Origin of the sequence: uncultured Sulfitobacter sp. (assembly GCF_947502895.1) — a bacterium.
Classification (GTDB): domain Bacteria; phylum Pseudomonadota; class Alphaproteobacteria; order Rhodobacterales; family Rhodobacteraceae; genus Sulfitobacter.
Map to the genome: position 1 here is coordinate 499,725 of NZ_CANNBM010000002.1, position 23,037 is coordinate 522,761.

At 57.8% G+C, this 23,037-nt stretch carries 22 protein-coding genes and 1 riboswitch; of the genes, 7 read left to right on the forward strand and 15 right to left on the reverse strand.

Annotated features, from left to right (window positions below):
• Window positions 1–55 precede the first annotated feature (55 nt).
• Window positions 56–328, reverse strand: a complete 273-nt coding sequence (locus Q0903_RS10360; protein WP_299415043.1) for a DUF1127 domain-containing protein — start codon at window positions 326–328, stop codon at window positions 56–58.
• A 149-nt stretch (window positions 329–477) separates the two neighbouring features.
• On the opposite strand from Q0903_RS10360, the gene Q0903_RS10365 reads away from it, so the two are divergent.
• Window positions 478–1,716: an MFS transporter gene (locus tag Q0903_RS10365; RefSeq protein ID WP_299415044.1), complete on the forward strand. Its 1,239-nt coding sequence runs from the start codon at window positions 478–480 to the stop codon at window positions 1,714–1,716.
• A gap of 28 nt (window positions 1,717–1,744) precedes the next feature.
• On the opposite strand, the gene folE2 is transcribed toward Q0903_RS10365, so the two are convergent.
• Window positions 1,745–2,839: a GTP cyclohydrolase FolE2 gene (gene folE2 / locus Q0903_RS10370; protein WP_299029131.1), complete on the reverse strand. Its 1,095-nt coding sequence runs from the start codon at window positions 2,837–2,839 to the stop codon at window positions 1,745–1,747.
• A 98-nt stretch (window positions 2,840–2,937) separates the two neighbouring features.
• Window positions 2,938–4,122 carry an O-succinylhomoserine sulfhydrylase gene (gene metZ / locus Q0903_RS10375; protein WP_299415046.1) on the reverse strand — a complete coding sequence of 395 codons (1,185 nt, stop codon included), beginning with the start codon at window positions 4,120–4,122 and terminating at the stop codon, window positions 2,938–2,940.
• A gap of 70 nt (window positions 4,123–4,192) precedes the next feature.
• A riboswitch (SAM riboswitch) is annotated at window positions 4,193–4,269 on the reverse strand.
• A gap of 137 nt (window positions 4,270–4,406) precedes the next feature.
• Between metZ and Q0903_RS10380 the strand changes: the two genes are divergently transcribed.
• Together Q0903_RS10380 and Q0903_RS10385 are read left to right on the forward strand one after the other, a co-directional pair.
• Entirely contained in the window at window positions 4,407–5,285 is an 879-nt protein-coding gene (locus Q0903_RS10380) for an alpha/beta fold hydrolase (protein ID WP_299415048.1), read from the forward strand.
• Entirely contained in the window at window positions 5,282–5,938 is a 657-nt protein-coding gene (locus tag Q0903_RS10385; RefSeq protein ID WP_299415050.1) for a glutathione S-transferase N-terminal domain-containing protein, read from the forward strand. The genes Q0903_RS10380 and Q0903_RS10385 overlap by 4 nt, the downstream gene beginning before the upstream one ends.
• Window positions 5,939–5,941: 3 nt before the next feature.
• On the opposite strand, the gene Q0903_RS10390 is transcribed toward Q0903_RS10385, so the two are convergent.
• From Q0903_RS10390 to ftsY, 3 genes are read right to left on the reverse strand one after another with little or no spacing between them, the layout of a single operon-like run.
• Window positions 5,942–6,553 carry an inner membrane-spanning protein YciB gene (locus Q0903_RS10390; RefSeq protein ID WP_299029117.1) on the reverse strand — a complete coding sequence of 204 codons (612 nt, stop codon included), beginning with the start codon at window positions 6,551–6,553 and terminating at the stop codon, window positions 5,942–5,944.
• A gap of 2 nt (window positions 6,554–6,555) precedes the next feature.
• A complete protein-coding gene (locus tag Q0903_RS10395; RefSeq protein WP_299415052.1) occupies window positions 6,556–7,458 on the reverse strand; it encodes a DMT family transporter in 903 nt (300 codons plus the stop codon).
• An 11-nt stretch (window positions 7,459–7,469) separates the two neighbouring features.
• The gene (gene ftsY / locus Q0903_RS10400; RefSeq protein ID WP_299415054.1) at window positions 7,470–9,017 is read right to left on the reverse strand and encodes a signal recognition particle-docking protein FtsY; all 1,548 of its coding nucleotides are present in this window, start codon (window positions 9,015–9,017) and stop codon (window positions 7,470–7,472) included.
• Window positions 9,018–9,149: 132 nt separating this feature from the next.
• On the opposite strand from ftsY, the gene Q0903_RS10405 reads away from it, so the two are divergent.
• A complete protein-coding gene (locus Q0903_RS10405) occupies window positions 9,150–10,013 on the forward strand; it encodes a lytic transglycosylase domain-containing protein (protein ID WP_299416040.1) in 864 nt (287 codons plus the stop codon).
• Window positions 10,014–10,069: 56 nt separating this feature from the next.
• On the opposite strand, the gene Q0903_RS10410 is transcribed toward Q0903_RS10405, so the two are convergent.
• Window positions 10,070–11,770 (reverse strand): NAD(P)H-dependent oxidoreductase subunit E, encoded by a 1,701-nt coding sequence (locus Q0903_RS10410; protein ID WP_299415056.1) that lies wholly within the window; start codon window positions 11,768–11,770, stop codon window positions 10,070–10,072.
• Window positions 11,771–11,940: 170 nt separating this feature from the next.
• Here Q0903_RS10410 and Q0903_RS10415 point away from each other — a divergent pair, with 170 nt between their 5' ends.
• Window positions 11,941–12,336: a hypothetical protein gene (locus Q0903_RS10415; RefSeq protein WP_299415058.1), complete on the forward strand. Its 396-nt coding sequence runs from the start codon at window positions 11,941–11,943 to the stop codon at window positions 12,334–12,336.
• Between the two features lie 90 nt (window positions 12,337–12,426).
• On the opposite strand, the gene xseA is transcribed toward Q0903_RS10415, so the two are convergent.
• A complete protein-coding gene (gene xseA, locus Q0903_RS10420) occupies window positions 12,427–13,920 on the reverse strand; it encodes an exodeoxyribonuclease VII large subunit (protein ID WP_299415060.1) in 1,494 nt (497 codons plus the stop codon).
• A gap of 71 nt (window positions 13,921–13,991) precedes the next feature.
• Here xseA and purD point away from each other — a divergent pair, with 71 nt between their 5' ends.
• On the forward strand, window positions 13,992–15,257 hold the full coding sequence (gene purD, locus Q0903_RS10425; protein ID WP_299415062.1) for a phosphoribosylamine--glycine ligase: 1,266 nt from the start codon (window positions 13,992–13,994) through the stop codon (window positions 15,255–15,257).
• 39 nt (window positions 15,258–15,296) lie between these two features.
• Here purD and Q0903_RS10430 read toward each other — a convergent pair whose 3' ends face one another.
• The 3 genes from Q0903_RS10430 to Q0903_RS10440 are packed head-to-tail and all read right to left on the reverse strand — an operon-like array spanning window position 15,297 to window position 16,806.
• Window positions 15,297–15,695, reverse strand: a complete 399-nt coding sequence (locus tag Q0903_RS10430) for a hypothetical protein (protein ID WP_299415064.1) — start codon at window positions 15,693–15,695, stop codon at window positions 15,297–15,299.
• Entirely contained in the window at window positions 15,692–16,483 is a 792-nt protein-coding gene (locus tag Q0903_RS10435; RefSeq protein ID WP_299415066.1) for a VCBS repeat-containing protein, read from the reverse strand. The genes Q0903_RS10430 and Q0903_RS10435 overlap by 4 nt, the downstream gene beginning before the upstream one ends.
• Window positions 16,483–16,806, reverse strand: coding sequence for a 2Fe-2S iron-sulfur cluster-binding protein (locus tag Q0903_RS10440; RefSeq protein WP_299029087.1), 324 nt, complete (start codon window positions 16,804–16,806; stop codon window positions 16,483–16,485). Before Q0903_RS10440 ends, Q0903_RS10435 begins: the two co-directional genes overlap by 1 nt.
• A gap of 167 nt (window positions 16,807–16,973) precedes the next feature.
• On the opposite strand from Q0903_RS10440, the gene Q0903_RS10445 reads away from it, so the two are divergent.
• Entirely contained in the window at window positions 16,974–17,501 is a 528-nt protein-coding gene (locus tag Q0903_RS10445; RefSeq protein ID WP_299415068.1) for a peptidoglycan-binding domain-containing protein, read from the forward strand.
• A gap of 140 nt (window positions 17,502–17,641) precedes the next feature.
• On the opposite strand, the gene Q0903_RS10450 is transcribed toward Q0903_RS10445, so the two are convergent.
• The 4 genes from Q0903_RS10450 to gor all read right to left on the reverse strand — a co-directional run bounded on the left by Q0903_RS10450 (window position 17,642) and on the right by gor (window position 23,028).
• Complete coding sequence (locus Q0903_RS10450; RefSeq protein WP_299415070.1) at window positions 17,642–19,129, reverse strand: DegQ family serine endoprotease; 1,488 nt, start codon at window positions 19,127–19,129, stop codon at window positions 17,642–17,644.
• A gap of 292 nt (window positions 19,130–19,421) precedes the next feature.
• Window positions 19,422–20,321 carry a protease modulator HflC gene (locus tag Q0903_RS10455; protein WP_299029078.1) on the reverse strand — a complete coding sequence of 300 codons (900 nt, stop codon included), beginning with the start codon at window positions 20,319–20,321 and terminating at the stop codon, window positions 19,422–19,424.
• Window positions 20,321–21,559 carry an FtsH protease activity modulator HflK gene (gene hflK / locus Q0903_RS10460; RefSeq protein ID WP_299415072.1) on the reverse strand — a complete coding sequence of 413 codons (1,239 nt, stop codon included), beginning with the start codon at window positions 21,557–21,559 and terminating at the stop codon, window positions 20,321–20,323. The genes Q0903_RS10455 and hflK overlap by 1 nt, the downstream gene beginning before the upstream one ends.
• 95 nt (window positions 21,560–21,654) lie before the next feature.
• Window positions 21,655–23,028: a glutathione-disulfide reductase gene (gor, locus tag Q0903_RS10465; RefSeq protein WP_299415074.1), complete on the reverse strand. Its 1,374-nt coding sequence runs from the start codon at window positions 23,026–23,028 to the stop codon at window positions 21,655–21,657.
• Window positions 23,029–23,037: the final 9 nt, after the last annotated feature.

A 23,037-nucleotide genomic window follows, 5' to 3' on the forward strand; every position in this document is an offset into this window, starting at 1 on the left:
CATGGCCACTGATCAACAGCACCACCGCGGGCCTTCGGAAAAGATGTGCGTCGTTCTACGTGTAATAAAGATCGCTGAACACGTAGTGCACGATGTTATCACGGGTCAGGCCCAGTTCCGCGAGTTCGGCATCGGATTTAGCCTGCAAGGCTGCAATCTTGCTAACGCGGCCTGATGCATTGATGGCGCGTGCATGGCTATCGCCAATAGATGCAAGGAAACGGCCAAAAGCGGATGCGCCGTAGCGCAATGCAGTCGCAGCGGCTTGCACGATAGACTTGCCAGCCGTTTGGGAGGCGAAGGGCTCGGATGTGTTTTGATAGGTCATCTTGTCTGCTTTCGCGGTTGTTATCTTGGGTCAGTCACTGTCTGACACCAATTGAAATAGTCATTGCTGCACCGCAGCACCACCGACATTTCTGCATAGCCGTCACCCGCTGGGTGCAATCAGGCATGTGGCCCCCTAAAACTCTGCCCATGAGAGCGTTTAACCGATTCGTAGCCTCCGCTGGTCTCAGTAACCTTGCAGATGGCATTTCAACTGTTGCATGGGCTTGGCTGGCTTCGCTGCTAACGCGCGACGCTTTGCTGATCGCCCTTGTGCCTGTCATGCTGCGTGTGCCGTATTTCCTATGCTCCTTGCCCGCTGGCGTGATTATTGACCGTGTCGCCCGCCTGCCGCTGATACGTGCCATGGATGCAACCCGCGCGTTGGCCTATCTGGCGCTGGCAGTGGCGCTATGGTTCATCGGTCCGCTGTCGCTGGTGCCTGCCACAGGCGTAGCGCATCCGTTTCTTTATACCTTGCTGTTGCTCAGTGCCGCTGTCGTTGGCGTGGCCGAAGTGTTTCGCGATAACGCGGCGCAATCGGTTTTGCCCTCGCTTGTGCCGTCTGCCACGCTTGAGCGGGCAAATGGCCGTTTGTGGAGTGTCGAATTGGTCGGTAATGCGCTGCTTGGCCCCGCATTGGGCGCATTTTTGATCGCCTCCATGCTTGCAGCCCCCTTTGCCGCAAATGCCGTCGCCTGTCTGGCAGCCTTGTGGCTGCTTCGCCCGCTGTCCTCCCCTTTGGTGGCAAAAAAAGCGGAGCGAGATTGGCGCGCGGAATTACGCGAAGGCTTTTCGTTTCTCGGCCAGCACAGATTGTTGCGGCAACTGGCGTGGATCACGGGTTTCTGGAACCTGCTCTATGAAATGGCGGCAATCGCATTGATTCTGCATGTGCAGGAAAACCTAGACCTCGGCGCGCGCGCATATGGCTTAATCCTTGCTGCGGGTGCTTTGGGCGGCATCGCGGGCGGGTGGTCTGGCGCGTGGATTATCGAACGATTTGGCCCATCGCGCACAGCGCAGTGGATGCTTATCAGCTCGGCGCCTGCATTTGCAGCGATGGCCCTCGCGCCTGGTGCTGTATCACTAGCCATTGTCATGATCGTGTTCAGTTTTACAGGTTTGGTCTGGAACACGGTATCCGTTTCCTATCGCCAGCGGTTGATACCTGATGCGCTTTTGGGCCGCGTCAACAGCATCTACCGGATGATGGCATGGGGCATGATGCCCGTCGGCATGATTTTGTCGGGCGTGATGGTGGAAACACTCGGTGGCGTGGCACCCCGCGAAGTGGCCCTAACGGCACCGTTTTGGGCCGCAGCCATAGGCGCACTGATATTGGGTCTGGCAGGGAGGCGCGGTTTGGGGCGCGGGTTCACCGCGTAAGCGGCCACCCTGCCCTGAACCTCACAGATCAGCCAACGTGGAAAAGAGTATTGAACATTTTAGGGTCGAGGCTTGCTTGTGCAAATGTCGGACCTTCCGTCAGCACACTCACCGCGTCATGGCTGTGCAGGCTTTCTTGGTGGCTCGCAACCACACGGAAATCTGAAATCCGCGTATCAGCCAACAGTTGCTGGCAAAATAGACGCGCTGCATCCTCGACGAAAATCGGGTTTGCCGCGTTCAACTCGGCAAAGGCCTGCTCGTCCTCGCGCTTGACCATAACTTGTGTCTCGGTCGGCACTGCCCTGCGGCAGGCGTCAATCAAATCTTCAAACCAAAGACAGTCCGCGCCATCCTCTAGCAACACCGAAATACGCGCAACAGAGCGTTGGGAGTGAGGTGTCGCCAGTTGGTTGCGGGTGGCCCGCGCATGTTCGCTCAGCTCTAGCGAACAGGGGCATGTACTGGAATAGACGTAGTCCAGATGGATGATCTGCTGTCGCACCCCCGCGCTTTCGACCAGTTCCAGCGCCACATCGTAATACTGATACCCCGTTAGCCCTGACCGGAGGCTGATGGTTTTCATAGGGAATGAAAACCGCATCTGGATACGGGCGTCAAAGCTCTCAAGGTCAGTGATGTAATCATCCAGCGCCGCTTCAATTACTTTAAAGCTGAAGGTGCTCTCGGCGTGTTTATAAAAACTGCGCATGATGCGGGACATGTTGATGCCCTTTTTATCCGCCTCAAGGCTGACCGTGCCGGTGACGGACGTCTCAAGGGTCAGCGGGCCATTGTCGCGCGTCTCAAACTGCACAGGCAGTCGAAAGTTCGAAATACCGACATGCTGGATTTGCTGGTTGGCCCCTTTGATCAGGCTGGAGGGGCCGTTTTGCAGGTCCGGCAGGCTGGCCTTGTATTCAGGCTCGATCTCGAAATCGGTGGGATATTCCCGGTCAAACAATGGATACGCCTTACCGCCGCCCAATAGTTGCGCCACCGCAGGATCAAGCGTGGCTAGCTCCGTTGCGTCTGCGGCAGAAGCCCACGCGCGCAAAGTTTCCAGCGCCGCTTCGGCTGCGGTGCGGTCGGGTGTGGGTGTGATTGGTGTGGCAATATTCATTGGATAGCCCCTCGTCTGTCAGGGACCATATGTAGGCGTCCCTCGCCACATTGCCAAAAATTTATCGGGTGCGGCAGGGGAATTACGCCGCACACCGCTTAATTTACGGCATCAAGTGCTTGTAAAAAATCTTCAATCAGATCTGCTTCGTCCTCCAGACCTATGCTGATCCGGACCAATCCGTCAGTGATCCCCAAAAGGTCACGCTGCTGTTGTGAAAGCCGTTGGTGCGTTGTGGTGGCCGGATGCGTCATGATGGTTTTGGCATCACCCAGATTGTTTGAAATCAGTCCGATCCGCACCGCATTCAAGAACGTGAACGCCGCGTCCTTGCCACCTTTCAGATCAATCGCCAGAACAGTCCCCCCTGCGCCCATCTGTCGCTGCACCAACGCGTTTTGCGGATGCGAAGCAAGCCCGGGAAAAATGTTCTGCGCCAGTGCTTTATGACCCTGCAGTGCGGTGGCCACGCCCAGCGCTGATGCGGTCTGTGCCTGCACCCGCAAACGCATGGTTTCCAACCCTTTCAGCATGACCCAAGCGGTAAAAGGCGACATCGCTCCGCCCGTGTGTTTGAGATAGGGTTCGACCGTTTTGCGAATAAATTCGCGGCTGCCCAAGATCACACCACCCAGAGTGCGGCCCTGACCGTCGATGTGTTTGGTGGCCGAATAAATCACCACATCCGCCCCCTGTTCAAACGCACGGCTGTAGACAGGGGTCGCAAAGACATTGTCGATCAGCACCAAAGCACCCTTGGCATGCGCCAGCTTACAAACAGCTTCAATATCGATGACCTCCAGTGTCGGGTTGGAGATTGATTCGAAAAACACAGCGCGGGTATCCTCACGGATCGCCGCCTCCCATTCGTCCAGATTGGTGCCATCAACGAATGTCACCTCGACACCGAAGCGCATCAGAATATCTTCTAGCACGTAGAGGCATGAGCCAAACAGCGCCCGCGCCGATACGACATGATCCCCCGCCTTCAGCATTGATGTCAGCGCGCCAGACACCGCCGCCATGCCGGAAGCGGTCGCAAACGCGTCCTCGGCACCTTCAAGCGCAGCAATGCGTTCTTCGAACATTTTTACAGTCGGGTTGCCGTAGCGGGCATAGATAAATTCATCATCGCCGCTGGAAATAAACCGCTGCTCGGCATGTTCGGCGCTGTCATAGACAAAGCCCTGCGTCAGAAAAATCGCCTCGGAGACTTCGCCGTATTGGCTGCGCCTTGTGCCTGCGTGAACGGCCTGTGTACTTGGTTTCCAGCTATCGCTCATATCATCATTCCTTGCGCGCCCGTTGGAAGGGGACAGGCACAAAAAAACCCCAAACGCGGTCAAGCGAAAGGGGGCTTTCATCCTGACCTTTTAGCGGAATATTTTAAGTGGCCCGCAATCCGGTAACAAATCGCCACTGCCTGACGGGTTAGGCCATCACGCCAAGATCGTCAAGCTATGGGGCGATCAGGTAACGGGATATTCATGCCTGCGCAACATGCTGAACGGGTCTATTTTCACAGGTGCGCATTGTCCCTTGGTGCGGCAGCAAGAAAGGACCGGCTATGCCCCTCCTGCGCATCAACGCAACCGTTAACGGCCCTGCTTTGCACGCGTCTACCCGATCCATCCGCAACGTGCTTGTACAGGCGCGCAACGGTCGTGGCGTATCGGTCATCATGGTGCACGGGTACAAATACTCCCCTTTTGTCACAGGACGTTGCCCCCATCGGCAGATTTTCGCAGCAGAAGAATGGCCAGCAGCATTAGGACTGGCGCAGCCTGACACTCTAAGCCTTGCTTTCGGCTGGCATGCGCGCGGTGGACTGGCCGTTGCCTGTGCCGCCGCCTATGACGCTGCGCGTGATCTGGCAGAAGTGATTGCTGCTTTGAGAAAACGCGGGCCTGTGCAGGTGATTGCCCATTCACTGGGCGCAACTGTGGCTTTGGCCGCCCTGCCCTATTTACAATCCGGCGATGTGGGGCGGATGGTTTTGCTAAGCGGTGCAGCACATATCGGACTAGCGCGCCATGCGTTGGCAACACCGGCAGGGCGCAGCTGTCATCTCGTTCATGTAACAAGCCATGAAAACGCGCTGTTTGATCTGGTTTTTGAGCGCCTCGTCTCTGGCAGCGGTGCAATCGGCCGCGGCATCGCGATGCCCAATGCACATCAGGTACAGATTGATTGCACCACTACGCTGAAGTGCCTCGCCACACTCGGCTTTCCACTGGCCCCGCCGCAGCGGCGGATATGTCACTGGTCCAGCTACACAAGGCATGGGGTAATGGCGTTCAATGGCGCATTACTGACGGGTCAACTGCCCCTCACGCGCTTGTTGACCGCTTTGAAAGATGCGCCCCCTGCGCCCTCCGTCCCTTGCCCCGCGCGCGAAAAAACGCATCATGCAAACAAAGCGCCGACTGAAAGGGCCACAGCATGAACAAGCCTATTGATCTGTATTACTGGCCAACGCCGAACGGCTGGAAAATCTCGGTCGCGCTGGAGGAAATGGGTCTGCCTTACCAAACCCGTCTTATTGATATCGGTGCAGGCGATCAATTCGCGCCCGCCTTTCTAGAGATTGCACCCAACAACAGGATGCCAGCCATTACCGATCCTGACGGACCGGATGGCGCACCTGTTTCAGTGTTTGAGAGCGGAGCAATACTGCAATATCTTGCGCGCAAGACAGGCATGTTCTACGGCACATCGGCCCGCGACCAGATCAGCGTGGATGAGTGGCTGATGTGGCAGATGGGCGGGCTGGGGCCAATGGCAGGCCAAGCGCATCACTTTCTCAAATTCGCCCCAAAGGCCGACCCGCCCCAAGACATCCCCTATGCAAAAGACCGCTACCGCGCCGAGACCGCGCGGCTCTATGGTGTGCTGGACCGCCAGCTGGCCAAGGGCGAATATGTGGCAGGTGATTTTATATCTATCGCCGATTTTGCAATCTGGGGCTGGGCCAGCCTATGGGAAGGCCAGCAGCAGACGCTGGCAGACAAGCCGAACATGTCGCGGTGGCTGGACCAGATGGGCGCACGCAAAGGCGTGCAGGCTGGACGTGCACTGCACGCGGATCTGCGCAAATAATACTTAGTTTGCGTCCTTCTCAGGCTCGATCACGTAGGGCTGGAGCTGCGCGAACTGCCAGAACAGAAAGACCATCAAGGCCACGGGAAAGCCGAATGTCTCGATCTTGACCCATGCATCGGTGGACATTGTGCGCCAGATCACCTCATTCGCAACGGCCAGTGCCGTAAATGCCATTGCCAGACGCTTTGTCAGGATAATCCAGCCCTCGTGCTGCATCGGCATCACATCAGCCATCACATATTCCAGCCATGATCGCCCCCGCAGCAGACCAACCGCAAGGATCAGCGCCAGAAAGCCGTAAACAATTGTGGTCTTCATCTTGAAGAACCGCTCGTCATTGAACCAAGCGGTAAGGCCACCGAAAAAGATGACCATAAAGGCTGTAAAAACCTGCATCCGGCTCAGCTTGCCCGTCAGCGCCCAAAGGATACCCATCGCGATCAGCAATATCGGCACAAACACCACAGCTGCCACAATAAACCCCGTGTATTCGGTGCCGCCAAATGTAAACACGTCATCCTTTATCCGTATATACAACACGAAGAATGCAAGCGTCGGGCCAAGCTCCAGAACCTGTTTGAGGATTGGGTTGATCTCACGTGCTTCAGCCATGGCTAGCCTCCAAATTCTACTATTACCGCGCCAGCCGCGATTAACGTCATCAAGGCGATGCGGCGCGGGCCAACCGTTTCTTTCAGCACCAACCAACCGATGAGGGCCGCGAAGACTGTTGATGTCTCTCTCAATATTGCGGCCTCTCCCACCTTATCAAGGCGTGTGGCCAGCATTATTGATCCAAAACTGAGAAAGGCAACCATCCCGCCAAAGACGCCACGTTGCATTAGCGGTCCTACAGCGGGCGGATTTTCCATCCCATGCCACCGCCTGTAAGCGATGATCGGGAATAAAAAACCGTCTATCATGAAAAACCACGCCAAAAAGGTGAACGGATTGGCTGTGGCGCGGATGCCGTACGCATCGAATGTAGTGTACGTGGCGACGAATAGGCCTGTCACCACCGCCAGCCCCAGCGCAACATTCAGCGTCTCACGCTCGGCCTCAAGATACGCCATATTGTAGGCCGCCAGCCCGAAAATTCCTGCCATCAGAACGGCCACACCCATCCATTGGATGCCGTTGAATACCTCGCCAAACAGCAGGTAGGCGCCGATCACGGTAAAAAGTGGCCCCGTACCGCGTACCACGGGATAGACAACCGTGTATGCGCCTTTGGTATAGGCTGCTGCTTGCAGGAATTTATAAAGACAGTGGATCACCCATGCACCCGCAAATATGGCCCACATGTGCGGCTCGGGCCATGGCACGACAAACAAGGCAAAAGGCGCAGCCATCAGGCAATATGACCCGTCAATCGCCCCCCGCGTGAGCCAAGGATCATGGCGGCCTTTCTGAAGCGCGCCAAACACTGCATGGAGAAATGCAGCCATCAAGGCCAACATTAGCGCAACGCTATGCCCCGTATCGGTGCCCTCGATTGAAATAAGCCAATCAGTCACGTGCGGGGCACTTAGCGGTCCAACCCTGTCAGCGCGTCTGCAAATTCCTGCGGATCAAATGCCTGCAAATCATCGATTTGTTCGCCGACACCAATGGCATGGATGGGCAAACCGAACTTGTCCGCAAGCGCCACCAGAACACCACCCTTGGCCGTGCCGTCCAGCTTGGTCATCACGAGCCCCGACACATCCGAAATTTCCTGAAATACCTTCACCTGATTGACTGCATTCTGCCCAGTGGTGGCGTCCAGCACCAACAGAGTGTTGTGCGGCGCGTCCGGGTCTTTCTTGCGGATCACCCGCACGATCTTGGCCAATTCTTCCATCAGATCACCACGGTTTTGCAGACGCCCAGCAGTGTCGATCATAAGCAAGTCGGCGCCATCTGCCTCGGCGCGCACCATCGCATCAAATGCAAGGCTGGCAGGGTCGCTGCCCTGCGGTGCAGTCAACACGGGGACGCCAGCACGCTCGCCCCAGACCTGCAACTGCTCCACAGCGGCAGCGCGGAAAGTATCGCCAGCAGCAATCACCACCTTCTTGCCCGCCGCGCGGAACTGGCTTGCCAGCTTGCCGATGGTCGTTGTCTTACCAGACCCGTTAACCCCCACGACCAACACCACTTGCGGTGTCTTCGCATACAGTGGAAGTGGTTTGGCAACGGGCTCCATGATGCGCGCAATCTCGTCGCTCATCAGGGTCTTGATCTCCTGCACAGAGAGTTTTTTGCCCAGACGCCCCTCGGCCATGTTCGCGGTGACACGCAGGGCCGTATCGACACCCATATCTGCCGTGATCAACAGCTCTTCCAGCTGCTCAAGCATCGCGTCATCCAACACGCGGCGCGTGACGGGTGCAGATGTACCACGGCCCATCAGGCGCCCCAATATGCCCCGCTTGGGCGCGGGCTCTGACGGCTCCTCTTCCTCCAAAGAAGGGGTCACCGGCACGATCGTAGTGCGCAAGGGTTCTACTGCCGGCTGCTCCTTGGCGGTGGCTTGAGCAGCCTCCAAGGCTTGCTGCTCGGCCCGCGCGGCTTCGGCTGCTTGCTGTTGTATTTCGCGTGCGCGCGCGGCCTCTGCCACTTCGGCTGCTTGTTTTGCCTGCGCCTCTTTCGCGGCATGTGCCGCAGCTTCCGCAGCGCGGGCAGCTTCAGCGGCTTGCTGTCTTTCGCTTTCTTCCGCGGCAGCTTGCGCTGCTCGGGCGGCCTGAGCCCTCGCTTCAGCTTCACGCGTCTCGCATGCTGCTGCCTCAGCCTCAGCCGCCTCTTTGACCCGCGCCGCTGCTTCTGCGCGTGCTTCTGCTTCTGCACGGGCTTCGGCCTGCGCGCGTGCCGCTGCTTCAGCGCGCACTTGCGCCGCTTCTTCGGCAGCTATCTGCTGTGCTTCACGTTCGGCGGCCTGTTTTGCCACCTCGGCAGCGGCTTGCGCTGAATCCTCAACTGCCGCGTCTACCGCTTCTTCCGTTGTGCCACCGTCGCTGACGATCGCTTCCAGCCCCTCGTCAATTTTGGAGGAAGATTTGAACAAACGATCTTTGAGTTTTTTGAAAAACGCCACGCGGGTGGTCTCCGAATTGGACTGCCTCCCTGATCTAACCCCTCGCGCGGCAGGATGGAAGGGTGCACGATTGACAACCGCGCCCCCGCGCGCCACCAACATGTTATGCGGTTGTTAGCGATCTTTTTGTCAGTGATTTGGGCAGGTTCTGCCTTTGCCGATCCGCGCGCACCACAGTGCAGCAGCGGAAAATGGGGCCACGCCCATTGCATCAGATCCCAGCATTTTGTCTACGACACCTGCAACGCTATCGAAATTTTCTCGAAACGGCATGGCCTAAACACCGGCTTCTTCGCCCGTCTTATCTGGCAAGAAAGCCGTTTTGACCCGAACGCGCTCAGCCCCGCCAACGCGCGAGGCATCGCACAGTTCATTCCCTCAACAGCGCGTATCCGTGGCCTGAAAGATCCGTACAACCCCGCCGATGCGCTGGAACACTCTGCACAGTACCTCGCCGAGATGGTCCGCCGCTATGGCAACGAAGGCATGGCAGCAATTGGCTATAACGGCGGCGAGCGGCGCGCCGAAGGCTTTTTGGAAGGCAAAGGGCTGGCGCAAGAAACCGTCAACTACGTACCGATCATCACCGGGCTCAATGCCGAGCAATGGCGCGATGCCCCTCCCGCAAACCATGACTTTGGACTAGCGCCGGACAAGAGCTTTTATACCGCCTGTTCCGAAATGGCACGCAACCGCAAGCTAACCCCCATCAAGCGGGTGAAGCCTGCGCCACCCCCGATCAAACCATGGGGCGTTCAATTGGGGTTTGGAACATCCAAGAAGTCAGCACAGGCCAAGATCCGGAATTTGACGGCAAACTGCAGCGGTCAGGTCCGCCGCGAAAAGCTGGATCTGGTCTATGTGAAAAATCGCGTCTCGGGCAGAAAGGGCTATTACTTCGGCCGCATTGGACGCAATACAAGGCAAGGCGCTCAAAAGCTCTGCACCAGCCTCAAGCGTCAGCGCTGCGCCTGTCTGGTTGTTCAAAATAAATAAACTAATCAGGATATTACCAACCACACCTCACGCAGCGCATGAGGTGTGGAAAGCTGCTAAATCTCGTCAGAAAAGTGCTTCATTGTCATGCGGATCGGGTTTGGCGCTGCCTGACCCAAGCCGCAGATAGATGCATCCACCATCGCTGTGGACAGTTCCTCCAGCAGCTCTTGGTTCCATGTATCTGCCTGCATCAGCTTTACGGCTTTTTCACAGCCAACACGGCAAGGTGTGCACTGCCCGCAGCTTTCATCCTCAAAGAACCGCAACATGTTGAGGGCCGCATCACGCGCACGGTCCATCTCGGAAAGAACAACAACAGCTGCCGATCCGATAAAACTGCCGTGGGGCTGCAACGTATCAAAATCAAGTGGAATGTCGTTCATGCTGGCAGGCAGCAGCCCCGAGGATGGCCCCCCTGGCTGATACGCTTTGAACACATGCCCCTCTGCCATGCCGCCCGCAGCCGCGATGATATCTGTGATCGTCGAACCGGCTGGCAGCAGGTAAACACCCGCCTTGGCCACCCGACCAGAAACCGAATAACTGCGCAGACCCTTGCGGCCATTATGTTCGACCGACGAGAGAATCTCGGGCCCTTCACGGCAAATCCGTGCGACCCAGTGTAAGGTCTCTACATTGTGCACCAACGTAGGGCGACCAAAGATGCCGACTTGCGCAACGAAAGGCGGACGGTGGCGCGGCATTCCACGCTTGCCCTCGATGCTCTCGATCATGGCCGATTCTTCACCACAGATATACGCACCTGCACCACGGCGCAGATCGATATAGCCTGCCTCGACGATGCCGGCATCCTCAAGTGCTGCGATCTCGCGCGCGAGAATTTCCAGCACGGCGGGATATTCATCGCGCATGTAAATATAGGCGCGGTCAGCTTCCACAGCCCATGCGGCGATCAGCATCCCCTCAAGAAACAGATGTGGGGTACGCTCTAGGTAATAACGGTCTTTAAATGTACCCGGTTCACCCTCATCCCCGTTCACAGCCAGATAGCGCGGCCCCTCGTTGGCGCGCACAAAGCCCCATTTTTTCCCGGACGGGAAGCCTGCACCGCCCAAGCCACGCAGGCCCGAGGCCAGCACTTTGTCCTGCACCGCTTCCCAGTCACCGCTCTCTCGCAGGGTGGCAAGTGAGGCATAGCCACCATCAGCAGCATATGCAGTATAGTCCTGATAGTCGGGGATGTGCGCATGTGTGTGGTTTGCCGCAATCGCAGCATGTACTTTTTCAGGGGTCGCATTGTCGATATGGGCATGGCCCAATTCCAGCACGGGTGCCGTATCACAACGCCCCATGCAGGGCGCGCGCAGCACACGAACCTCTGCGGGGTCCAACCCGTCCTCGAGTGCTGATTTGAGGGCCTGCGCGCCCGCCAGTTCACAGCTGAGCGAGTCGCACACACGAATGGTCAGCGCCGGTGGCGGGGTCTCGCCCTCTTTGACCACATCGAAATGCGCATAAAACGTCGCTACTTCGTAGACCTCCGCCATACTCAGGCGCATTTCTTCGGCCAATGCCCGAAGATGCGCAGCAGAGAGATGGCCGAATTTGTCTTGAATAAGGTGCAGATATTCAATCAGCAGATCGCGGTCGCGTGGCTCTGCATCCAAAAGCGTACGCACATCATTCCATGCGCTGTCTTCCAGCTGGCGGCCTTTTGTATGGCGGCGGCCTTTGCCTTTGCCCGACTTCCAGACACCTTTATCAGGCCCGTTCTTGTTTGCATCCAGCGCCATTGCCAAAGTCCCCTTGTTCTTTGGGTCGGTTTAACAAAACCCGCTGCCTGCGTTGAGGCGAAAAGCGACAATTCAGCGGCCCTTTGCGCGATGAGCAAAGATGCGCGGGTGCGGATAGGAAACAAGGTACGGTACTGGCATGGGCGCTACAGCTCTGGCATACCTCGGATATGAAACTTATCGCCTTTTGCCTTACCGCTTTCGTTGCCCTGCCCGCCTGCGCCCAATCCTTGATGAGCGCGGAGGAGTTTGATGCCTACACCCGTGGAAAGACTCTTTACTACGGCAATGGTGCAGAGCCTTATGGCGCAGAGATTTACCTGCCTGACCGTCGGGTTCGCTGGTCTTTTCTGGATGGCGAATGCAAGGACGGGGCTTGGTACGAAGATAGCGGGCTCATCTGCTTTACCTACGATGACCGCCCAGACCCCCAATGCTGGAGCTTCGAATTGGGTTCGGGTGGATTGATTGCGCGATTCGAGAATGATCCTGCGGTCACACCGCTTTATGAAGCGACTGAAAGCACGGAAGAGCTCTTGTGCCTTGGGCCCAAAATCGGCGTTTGACCGCGTACCGGATAGGGCTGGGGCGCTGCCCCGTCTTTGCCGTGCGGCAAAGACTCCCCGGAGGACTTACGGCCAGAAAAAATAGCTATATCAGGGTTTGACGCTGATTTTCCCATCACTGAACTGGATCTCAAGGGCTGCGGCCTGCGCGGCGGCAGTACGCGATGTGACGATGGTATCACCGCTTCGGACCACGGCAAATCCGCGCTCCAACGTAGCCTCATAGCCCAATGTGCGGCGCAACCGCTCGGCTGCGGTGATCTGGGACCGCCAGTCGTGTATCTGGCGCTGGCCGATATCGGACAGCACCTTGGACGCGCGGACAAAGCGGGCCTCCTGCAAAGCACGTTCGCGGGCAAGTGCGGGATCGAGACGTTTTGCGAGGCTGGCCGCGCGCTGTCGGTCCTGTGTCAGACGGCGGTGCAATGTGGCAGGTCGCAAGCCGCCACCAAGGTCCGCCAGCCGCATACGGCGGCGCTGCACACCCGCCATCAGGGCAGGGTCAAGACGCAGCGACGCGCGCTCCAGCCGCTGACGGGCCGTATCTGTCAGGGATGCCGCACGCAACAGGCGATCATTTGCGCGGTCAAGCCTTTGGCGCGGATTGTCGAGCAGACTGTCGGGGCGCGGCAAAGCGCGTGACATGTCGCGCAAACGCTGTCCCCGCTGGACCAGTCCCTGGCTCAGCGCCCTGCTCATCCTTGCGTGCTGCTGGTCCAGATAGGCCATAAGCTCAACCCGAACAGGCACAGCCAGCTCGGCAGCAGCCGAAGGCGTCGGCGCCCGTTTGTCAGAGGCGTAATCGATCAGGGTTGTGTCGGTCTCATGCCCCACTGCCGAGATCAACGGGATGTCAGAGGCCGCGGCGGCACGCACCACTGCTTCCTCGTTAAAGCCCCACAGATCCTCAACCGAACCGCCACCGCGCGCCACGATTATCAGATCAGGGCGGGGCAGCGCCCCACCAGGGGTAAGACGGTTGAAACCCTTTATGGCATGGGCAACTTCCGGAGCGCATTTCGCCCCCTGTACGGCAACGGGCCAGATCAACACCTTACGCGGGAAGCGGTCGCGCAGGCGGTGCAGGATATCGCGGATCACCGCACCGGAAGGAGAGGTGACAACGCCAATGATTTCAGGGAGATACGGCAGCGGGCGTTTGCGTGCAGGATCAAACAGGCCTTCGGCTGTCAGCGCCGCCTTGCGCTTTTCCAGCACTGCCATCAACGCACCCATGCCCGCGGGTTTGATATCTTCGATGATGATCTGGTATTTCGACTGCCCCGGGAATGTCGTGATGCGGCCTGTGGCGATCACTTCCATCCCTTCCTCGGGCATCGTACCGAGCCGCGACGCCACGCCTTTCCAGATGATGCCGGACAAGACGGCCTTTTCATCTTTCAGATCCAGATAGACATGGCCCGAACGGGGCAAGCTGACGCGGCCTACTTCTGCGCGCAGCCGGACATGGCCGAATTCGTTCTCAATTACGCGTTTGATAGCGCCCGAAAGCTCGCCCACCGTATATTCGGGGCTGTTACCTTGCGGCGCGTCTTCTTCGGGGCGGTCGTCGAACAGATCCATCTGTGCATCCTTGTGCATGGCGCGCAGCCAGCATAAAACGCAAGCCGACAAAGGCCAAGGGAGCGCGCGCTATGAATATTTTGATCTTGGGCAGTGGCGGGCGTGAACACAGTCTTGCTTGGGCTGTTTTGCAGAACCCTAAATGTGACAAGCTGATCGTGGCACCGGGCAATGCAGGGATTGCCCAAATCGCCGATTGCGCGGCCATCGACATCAATGACGGCGGCACAGTGGTGGAATTTGCCGCACGCAACAATATCGACTTTGTGATTATCGGCCCGGAGGCCCCGTTGGCCAATGGCGTTGCCGACAGGTTGCGTGAAGCTGGCGTGCTGGTCTTTGGTCCTTCAAAAGCAGCCGCTGCACTGGAAGCGTCCAAAGCATTTACCAAAGAAATTTGCGATGCTTGTGCAGCCCTGACTGCCGCATACGGCCATTTCACCGATGCCGCCGCAGCGAAAGCCTATGTCAAAGCGCAAGGCGCACCCATCGTGGTAAAGGCAGACGGGCTGGCAGCGGGCAAAGGTGTGATCATCGCCGAGACCCTAGCGCAGGCCGAAGCCGCGATTGACGACATGTTCGGTGGCGAATTTGGCACGGCCGGTGCGGAAGTGGTGATTGAAGAATTCATGGCTGGCGAAGAAGCATCATTTTTCGTGCTGTGTGACGGTGCGGATGTGCTGCCGATCGGAACCGCGCAAGACCACAAGCGCGTCGGCGACGGGGATACCGGCCCCAATACGGGCGGTATGGGGGCATATTCCCCTGCGCCTGTCCTGACGGACCAGATTGCAGAGCGCGCATTGAACGAAATCATCCGCCCCACAATGGCCGAGATGGTAAAACGCGGAATGCCCTATCAGGGTGTCCTCTATGCTGGCCTGATGATCGAAAACGGAACACCACGGCTGGTCGAATACAACGTCCGTTTCGGCGACCCCGAGTGTCAGGTGCTGATGATGCGGCTGGGCGCCCAAGCACTTGATTTGATGCACGCCGCTTCACAAGGCCGTCTCAGCGAGATGCAGGTGAACTGGGCGCAGGATCATGCGCTTACAGTCGTACTGGCTGCCAACGGATATCCGGGGAGCTATGAGAAAGGCTCGGTCATCGGCGGGCTGGGGGAGTTGCCTGAGGACAGCAGCAATATGGTGTTTCATGCGGGTACTGCATCACAGAACGGCAATATCGTTGCTATTGGGGGCCGTGTGCTGAACGTGACAGCGCGCGGCGACAGTCTGGCGCAGGCACGCGAAAAAGCCTATGCGCTCGTTGACGGGATTGACTGGCCCGACGGGTTTCACCGCCGCGATATCGGCTGGCGCGCGCTGTCCTGAAGGCGTAGCGCGTGTCGCGCGATTAGCGGCAAAGTGTCATCAGGACGTTGGCGCGCCTTCGCAGGTGATCGGCGTGTCATTGATATCGCTGATGCGCTGCACTTCGCCCGTGCGTACCGCCATGACCAGAATCGTTCCCTGATCCAGAAAAGGCAGCCAGCAATTGTCGGGGTCGGGGTAATCCTCATAGAGGAAGCAGATTTCAGGGCCGCGCTGCTCGATCCTGCCATAGGTGCAGCGGCCTGTTTCATCGGCCCAGACAGACAGATCACGGCGTAAAAACTGCTCCTCCCCTACCAGCATACCAGACCGGATGCTGGAAAAACTCAAGGTGCGACCCAGAGCCAGATCAAGAAAATCGTCAGGCGTGATTTGCTCTTGTGCAGCTATAGATGTGGCGGCTGCCGCTAGGGTTATGCCGAAAAACAGCGCCCTCATTTACATGCAAGTGCCGCAGCAAAGCTGGAGCGGTCCTTGTGGCGGGCGATATCGCGTGCGCGCAGGCTGGTGCCGTTGAATGTGACGGCCATCAGCCGCTGCCAGTCGCTGCGTGCCACGATCATCTCTGGCCCTTTGCCACAATCACGCAAGCCGCCAGCGATGTCGCGCTCGCCGATACGGTGATTGGTCAACCCTGCCAGATGCGCGACCTGAGACAGCGCACCGTTCTGAAAACGCCAGATACGCAAGGTCTTCGCCAGATGGGGGCGGTCTATATAGGCAAGTTCCACATGACCATCACTGTCCATATCCGCAATAGCGATCGGGGCAAGCCAGCGGTTGCGCTGGCCGATATAGGGGGTCGCAATAAGTTTGCCCTTTTCGGTGTAGATCGCAAGAGACGCGCCGCGGTCCACATCGCTCTCGACCACGACAATCTCGGGTTTACCGTCACCATCAACATCCGCAAGACGCGGTGCAACATCCTCGAATACAGAAGTTAGAGGCAGTCGGATACGATAGCTCTTCTTACGCAACACTGCGTCCTGAGCCACCGAAGAGTTGTCAGGGTCACGCGTTTCGATAACAAGCGCGCCCCACTCTTCGTAGTCGCCCAAAACGCCATGGGCATAGCGTGTAGTTGGCTCGGCAAACCGTGCGGATGTGATCGTTTCAGCGGTTGCAGCAGTGCCTGACACGGCTGCAACAAAACCCAACGCCAGCCGTGCGCGGCGTGTGGCACATGGCCACCCGCACCACAGCAGACGCCGCGCCGCTTTTCGCATCAGATCTGCTTTTCAGGCATTTTCACAACCAGACCGTCCAGCGCATCTGTCACTTTCAACTGGCAGGTCAGACGCGATTTGGCTGGATCAGGCTCATAAGCGAAATCCAGCATGTCTTCTTCCATATCGTCCTTGGCAGGCAGCTTCTCGACCCATGCGTCATCCACATAGACATGGCAGGTCGAACAGGCACAGGCCCCGCCGCAGTCTGCTTCAATGCCGGGGATATTATTGTCGCGTGCGCCTTCCATGACAGTCAGGCCATTCGCGACCTCTACTACATGTTCTTTACCGTTATGTTCTACGTAAGTGATCTTGGCCATCAAAGCTGCCCTTATTCCAGATGATTTCCCTCTTTTTACGCAAGGGTCCGGCCACGTACCAGCCCCTTTTGCGCGGCATCTTGCAGCGCGGTATTACTGTTCTAGGCAGGCCAGTGAAAACACGCTAGGTTGAGCGCGAGCAAAACCAGACCCAAAGGCATTGGGCTATGACACAGGCATCTTCCACTCGCGTTATTGCAGCCCTCTTGGGGGCCGTGTTTCTTGCCGGCTGCCTGCAAAACCAGACAGTGTCAGAGCAAGGCGTTATCGTTGGCAATGGCCTCGCCCCACCTGGCGCGCCCCTAGGTACGTGCTGGGGCAAGATTCCGACGCCAGCGGTGATTGAGACAGTGACAGAACAGGTTCTCGTAACGCCCGCCAGGGTAAACCCCGATGGCACCATCGCAACCTTGCCAGTCTACCGCGAAGAAAGCCGCCAGCAGATCGTGACGCCGCGCACCGACCGCTGGTTCGAAATCCCCTGCCCGCCTGCCTTTACCATTGAATTCGTATCGACCCTGCAACGCGCGTTACAAGCGCGGGGGCTTTATACCGGTGTGGTGAATGGCAATATGGATGATGTCACGCGGCGTGCCGTCTTGGCTGTCCAGACAGCCGATGGTCTTCCTAGCGATGTTTTGTCGATCAAGACTGCGCGGGACCTCGGGATCGTTGCGGTACCGCGCTCGCCATAAGGCCGGAATGCATCGCCGCCATGCGCTTCAACTACATACTCCAATAAACAGCATGCTCCAATGACGGGAGCCAATCGGCCCACTCCAAAACAAAAAGGGCGCCCCCGAAGGAGCGCCCGTTGGTCTGGTTGAGCCTGCTGCTACTCTTCGTCGAGCGTCAATGCGACGAACCGTGGATCGCCTGCGCGGCGCACGAGCAACAACAAAGACTTGCGCCCGGCCTCGCGTGCGGCCGCCACACGGTCATTCAGATCGGCGATTGTTGTGATCTTCTGTTGACCTGCCTCGGTGATGATATCGCCTGCACGCAGACCCTTCTCGAACGCCTCCGAGCCATCCTCGACATTTGTCACCGCAAGACCAACCATCTCCGCACTTGCGCCCAATTCGCTACGCATGTCGTCGGTCAGCGGTGTTACGGTAAGACCCAACAACGATGACACTTCTGGAGTGCTAGGCGTCTCGGGCTGTTCCTCGACGTCTGACGCACTCGCCCCGTTCGCGTCCTCACGGCGGCCAAGGACGACAGCGATGGTCTGGCTTTTGCCTTCGCGCAGCACTGTCACGCGCACGGTGGCACCAACAGGACTGTTGCCCACTTGACGTACAAGGCCGCGGGTGTCGGCAACATCAACGCCATCAAATGACAAAATCACATCGCCAGTCTCCAGCCCCGCTTCCTTCGCAGGCCCTTCTGGCACATCGGTAATCAAAGCGCCCGTCGCACTTGCCAGACCCATCGCATCCGCCACATCCTGCGTGACGTCCTGAATGCGCACACCTAGCCAGCCACGACGGGTTTCGCCGAACTCTTTCAACTGATCTACAACACGGGTCACAACATTGGCTGCCATCGAAAATCCGATACCGATGGAGCCGCCGTTGGGCGACAGGATCGCGGTGTTCACACCGATCACTGCCCCGTCCATATTGAACAACGGCCCACCCGAGTTGCCACGGTTAATCGCAGCATCAGTCTGGATATAGTCGTCATAGGTACCAGACAACGCACGGTTGCGCGCCGATACGATACCGGCTGATACCGAAAATCCCTGACCCAGCGGATTGCCCATCGCGATCACCCAATCCCCCACGCGCGCGGCGTCACTGTCGCCAAAGCTGACAAAAGGCAGCGGCGCGTCTGCTTCGACCTTGAGCAAAGCAATATCTGTGTTCGGATCGGTGCCGATAACTTTTGCAATCAGCTCCGCTCCGGAAAAGAACTCGATCGTAATCTCGTCCGCACCTTCAATCACGTGGTTGTTTGTTACAACATAGCCGTCTTCGGAAATAACAAAGCCCGATCCCAACGCAGACGAGCGGCGTGGGGTGGGTGCATCATCATCGCCGCGGTTGCGGTCCTGAAACTCGCGAAAGAAATCTTCAAAGGGCGAGCCTTCGGGAACAATGCCGCGAGGCCCTGTGCGCCCTTCCACCAAAGTAGAGGTGGTAATGTTCACGACAGAGGGGCTGATTTTCTCGGCCAGTGGCGCAAGACTTTCTGGCTTGGCCTGCGCTGCGAGTGTCTGCAAAACAACCAGCGTCAACGTCATCAGCGCCACAAGTGCTGCGCGTAATGCGACGGAAAATGCTGGTGTTTGTGTCCGGGCGACCGCTTTGGGCTGCATATATCGTCTCCTGATCGACATCACGCCCCTTGATGGGGGCTGTTTCGTTGCGCTTAGACTGCATGGTGCCTTGCCTAACCGCAATATGAAACATGTGCTGCGCGCGCGCGAAATCAACATGCAGTGACGCAGCTGTGAGCAATCGGGCGGCAAGAAATGATGTTTTTAGACATTCATACGGTTAATTCGCCCGGATCAAGCTTTGCGCGCTGAACCGTCCTCTGACTGTCACGCAACAAAAAAGGGGCCTGCATTACTGCAGGCCCCCTCTTCCAAGATTTGTTTGGGTGCCCTAGCGCGACTCGCCCTCGTCCGAGCGCGAGCCCTGATCGGAGCGTAGGTAGTTGAAGAACTCGCTGTCTGGTGACATCACCATCTGCGAATTGCTACCTTTCAGCGCTTCTTCATAGGCTGCGAGCGACCGGTAGAATTCAAAGAACTCCGCATCCTTGGAATAGGCCTCGGCAAAAATCCGGTTACGTTCCGCATCTGCTTCACCTTCGATGATACGTGCATCACGGCGCGCTTCCGAGATGATTTCTTCAAACGTACGATCCGCAAGGGCTGTTACACGTTGTGCCGCTTCACGGCCACGCGCACGCTCGTCAGTCGCTTCACGCTCACGCTCGGCGATCATACGTTGCAAGGTTGCGTCAAAGTTCTGCTCGGGAAGGTTGGTCTGGCGCAAACGCACGTCTACCACTTCGAGACCCAGCGCATTGGCACGCACATCTGCGCGGGCGCGAATCTGGTCCATCAGGGCTGACCGTTCTGGCGACAGGATGGTGTTGGAGGTCACACCCTGGCTACCCAGCACGGCCCTGATCTGGGATTCGAGAATACCGCTGAGATCATTGGCCGCACGGGTTTCGCCGCCCGAACCAATCGCCTGACGGTACTGCACGATGTCGTCGATGCGGTAGAGAACGAACGCGTCAATCTCGAGACGACGATCATCGGCAGGCGTCACTTCGATCAAAGGCGTTTCCAGCGACAGAATACGGTCTTCGAAACGAACGACCTCGTCGATCAAAGGCACCTTAAAGCCGAGACCCGGCTCGACACGCACCTGTTTGATCTGGCCAAAGCGCAGCACAAGTGCCTTTTCACGCTCGTCCACCACAAAAATCGAGGACAAAAGAGCCGCTGCAGCAATCGCCACAATAGGGATCAAGAAGCTTACTTTGTTCATCAGTTGTTTCCTCCACTACGGCGCAGCTCGTTCAGCGGCAAATACGATACTACGCCGTTGTTGCCTCCCTCTCCGTTGTTTTTCTCCAGGATGATCTTGTCGACCTGCCCCAGAACCTTCTCCATCGTTTCCAGATAGAGACGCTTGCGGGTCACTTCGGGGGCTGCTGAATATTCGGTCAGAACCGCCTCAAAGCGAGACGCCTCACCGATGGCACCGTTGACTTCGCGCGCGCGGTAGCCTTCGGCAGCTTCCAGAAGTTTTGCGCTTTCACCGCGGGCTTCGGCGACTTTCTGGTTGGCGTAGGCATCGGCCTGACGCTCCAGACGGTCGCGTTCCTGCTCGGCGGCTTGAACGTCGCGGAATGCGTCCACAACTGAAACCTGTGCAGTCGACCCATCCGGAGACGTGACCACTACGGTCCGGCTTGGCGGGTCAACCTTGTTCACGTTCACACGCAGCACATTGATGCCTGTCTCACGGTTGTCTAGCGTTGTCTGGATCAGCGCCTTGACCTGTTCCTCTACCAGACCACGGTCACGGTTCAGGATAGGAGCCAGCTCGGACTGGGCGATAATCTCGCGCATGGCGGATTCAGAGATCGCACGAACCGATCCGTCTGGATCGCGCAGCGAGAATTTGAACTGCTCGGCGTCTTTAATGTTCCAGACCACCTGAAAATCGATGTCGACGATGTTTTCGTCGGTTGTCAGCATAAGGCCGTCGTTGTCACCCGCAGAACGGCTAACGCCCAACGTTTCTGTTCTGTTGGTGGTGACATCGAATACCTCAGCTGTGACCAAGGGCCACGGCGCAAAGTTCAAACCCTCGGTCCCGATGCCCGAAAACTCACCAAGGAACAGCTCAATGGATTGCTGTTCGGGGCGCACTGTATAGGTCGAAGCAAACAGCCACGCCGCAGCCGCAACCAAAACACCGATGCCGACCGTTCCGCGTGTCAGCGCAGGGCCGCTCGGGCCGTCGCCCGATCCGCCGCCAGTGCCGTTATTGCGGCCACCGCCACCCATCAGGACGCGCAACTGCTCCTGACCTTTTCTGACCAGTTCGTCGATTTCGGGGATTGGTGGCTTGTCACCACCGCCGCCGCCACCGCCGCCATTGCCACGGTTGCCGCCGTTATTGCCGCCACCATTGTTACCGCCGCCGTTGCCGCCGCCATTATTGCCGCCGCCCGAATTACCACCGCCGCCCCAAGGACCGCCCGTGTTGCCAGCCATATTTATTTCCCTCTTTAAGTCGCCCCGCACCGAGGCAGGCTTGTCGTATGAAGTGTAAACTGTGCGTTCACACGGTTATTTCAAGGCGTATCGCCTCAAGATGTGCGCACAGGCGTCCGCATTGTGACCAATTCCTCCGACATCGTCGGATGCACAGCGCAGGTTTGGTCAAACTGTTCTTTTGTTGCGCCCATTTTCACGGCAATTCCTGCCAGTTGGATCATCTCGCCCGCCTGCGGTGCGACGATATGACAACCCAGCACAGTGCGATTGGCCTTAGATACAACAAGCTTCATCATCACGCGATCAGAACGATCTGCAAACGCTGTCTGCATCGGCCTGAACGACGTGGCATAGACTTCGATCGGCTCTTGCGCCTCGGCCTCTTCCTCGGTCATGCCCACCGTGCCCATTTCAGGCTGCGTAAATACCGCAGATGCAATCAGTTCGTGATCTACTGGTGTGGGCTCTCCACCGAATACGGTTTTTACAAATGCCATACCTTCACGGATCGCAACCGGCGTCAGGTTCACGCGGTCCGTCACATCTCCGATGGCATAGACCGATGGCACGCCGGACTGGCTGTATTCGTTTACCTTGATGGCACCATTACGCTCCATCTCGACGCCCAGCGCCTCCAGCCCCATGTTGTCGCTATTGGGTTTGCGGCCAGTGGCAAACAACACCTTGTCAAAGATCTTTTCGGCGCCGGTGGTTGCTTTGGTCCAGATACCGCCTTCGCGCTCTTCCATCTCCAGTACGCTGGCACCCGAATGCATGGCAATGCCCCGCGCCCGCATCTGTTCGGCCACAAGGCCGCGCGCCTCGTCGTCAAATCCGTTCAGGATCTGGCCCCCGCGATAGTACATTGTCACATCGACCCCGAGGCCGTGCAGGATACAGGCAAACTCACACGCGATATATCCGCCGCCGATGATCAACATCGAGCGTGGCAACGACTCAAGATGAAAAATATCATCCGATACGATCCCCAACTCGGCGTTCTTGAGGTCAGGCCGTACAGGCCGCCCGCCGCTGGCGATCAGGATGTGTTTGGCCGTCTTTTCCTCGCCCGTAGAGAGGGTAACAGTATGCGCGTCCTTTAGTGTGGCACGTGCATCGAATTTATCGACGCCAGAGCCGTCCAGAAGATTACGGTACACGCCCTCAAGGCGGTCCAGCTCGCTGCGCATTTTGTCAGCAAAGATGTGCCAGTCAAACGGTCCGTCGTTTACGTCCCAGCCATATTCGCGCGCATCCCCAAACGCATCGCGATACGTCGAGGCAAAAACCATCAGCTTTTTCGGGACACACCCGCGAATTACACATGTCCCGCCATAGCGGTCTTCTTCTGCCAGTCCGACGCGCGCGCCGTATTCGCCCGCAGCGACACGCGCCGCGCGCACGCCGCCCGAACCGCCGCCAATTACAAACAGGTCGTAGTCAAAATCGCTTTTGGCGTCACTCATGGCAGGGCC

Bases quoted from the DNA above. Each gene is read 5' to 3' on its own strand.
- xseA (WP_299415060.1), bottom strand. From the start codon at position 13,920: ATGGATCTGTTCGACGACCGCCCCGAAGAAGACGCGCCGCAAGGTAAC.
- hflK (WP_299415072.1), bottom strand. From the start codon at position 21,559: ATGGCTGGCAACACGGGCGGTCCTTGGGGCGGCGGTGGTAATTCGGGC.
- gor (WP_299415074.1), bottom strand. From the start codon at position 23,028: ATGAGTGACGCCAAAAGCGATTTTGACTACGACCTGTTTGTAATTGGC.
- Q0903_RS10360 (WP_299415043.1), bottom strand. From the start codon at position 328: ATGACCTATCAAAACACATCCGAGCCCTTCGCCTCCCAAACGGCTGGC.
- Q0903_RS10435 (WP_299415066.1), bottom strand. From the start codon at position 16,483: ATGCGAAAAGCGGCGCGGCGTCTGCTGTGGTGCGGGTGGCCATGTGCC.
- purD (WP_299415062.1), top strand. From the start codon at position 13,992: ATGAATATTTTGATCTTGGGCAGTGGCGGGCGTGAACACAGTCTTGCT.
- Q0903_RS10410 (WP_299415056.1), bottom strand. From the start codon at position 11,770: ATGGCGCTGGATGCAAACAAGAACGGGCCTGATAAAGGTGTCTGGAAG.
- folE2 (WP_299029131.1), bottom strand. From the start codon at position 2,839: ATGAATATTGCCACACCAATCACACCCACACCCGACCGCACCGCAGCC.
- metZ (WP_299415046.1), bottom strand. From the start codon at position 4,122: ATGAGCGATAGCTGGAAACCAAGTACACAGGCCGTTCACGCAGGCACA.
- Q0903_RS10430 (WP_299415064.1), bottom strand. From the start codon at position 15,695: ATGAGGGCGCTGTTTTTCGGCATAACCCTAGCGGCAGCCGCCACATCT.
- Q0903_RS10445 (WP_299415068.1), top strand. From the start codon at position 16,974: ATGACACAGGCATCTTCCACTCGCGTTATTGCAGCCCTCTTGGGGGCC.
- Q0903_RS10440 (WP_299029087.1), bottom strand. From the start codon at position 16,806: ATGGCCAAGATCACTTACGTAGAACATAACGGTAAAGAACATGTAGTA.
- Q0903_RS10455 (WP_299029078.1), bottom strand. From the start codon at position 20,321: ATGAACAAAGTAAGCTTCTTGATCCCTATTGTGGCGATTGCTGCAGCG.
- Q0903_RS10365 (WP_299415044.1), top strand. From the start codon at position 478: ATGAGAGCGTTTAACCGATTCGTAGCCTCCGCTGGTCTCAGTAACCTT.
- Q0903_RS10450 (WP_299415070.1), bottom strand. From the start codon at position 19,129: ATGCAGCCCAAAGCGGTCGCCCGGACACAAACACCAGCATTTTCCGTC.
- Q0903_RS10380 (WP_299415048.1), top strand. From the start codon at position 4,407: ATGCCCCTCCTGCGCATCAACGCAACCGTTAACGGCCCTGCTTTGCAC.
- Q0903_RS10390 (WP_299029117.1), bottom strand. From the start codon at position 6,553: ATGGCTGAAGCACGTGAGATCAACCCAATCCTCAAACAGGTTCTGGAG.
- Q0903_RS10415 (WP_299415058.1), top strand. From the start codon at position 11,941: ATGAAACTTATCGCCTTTTGCCTTACCGCTTTCGTTGCCCTGCCCGCC.
- Q0903_RS10385 (WP_299415050.1), top strand. From the start codon at position 5,282: ATGAACAAGCCTATTGATCTGTATTACTGGCCAACGCCGAACGGCTGG.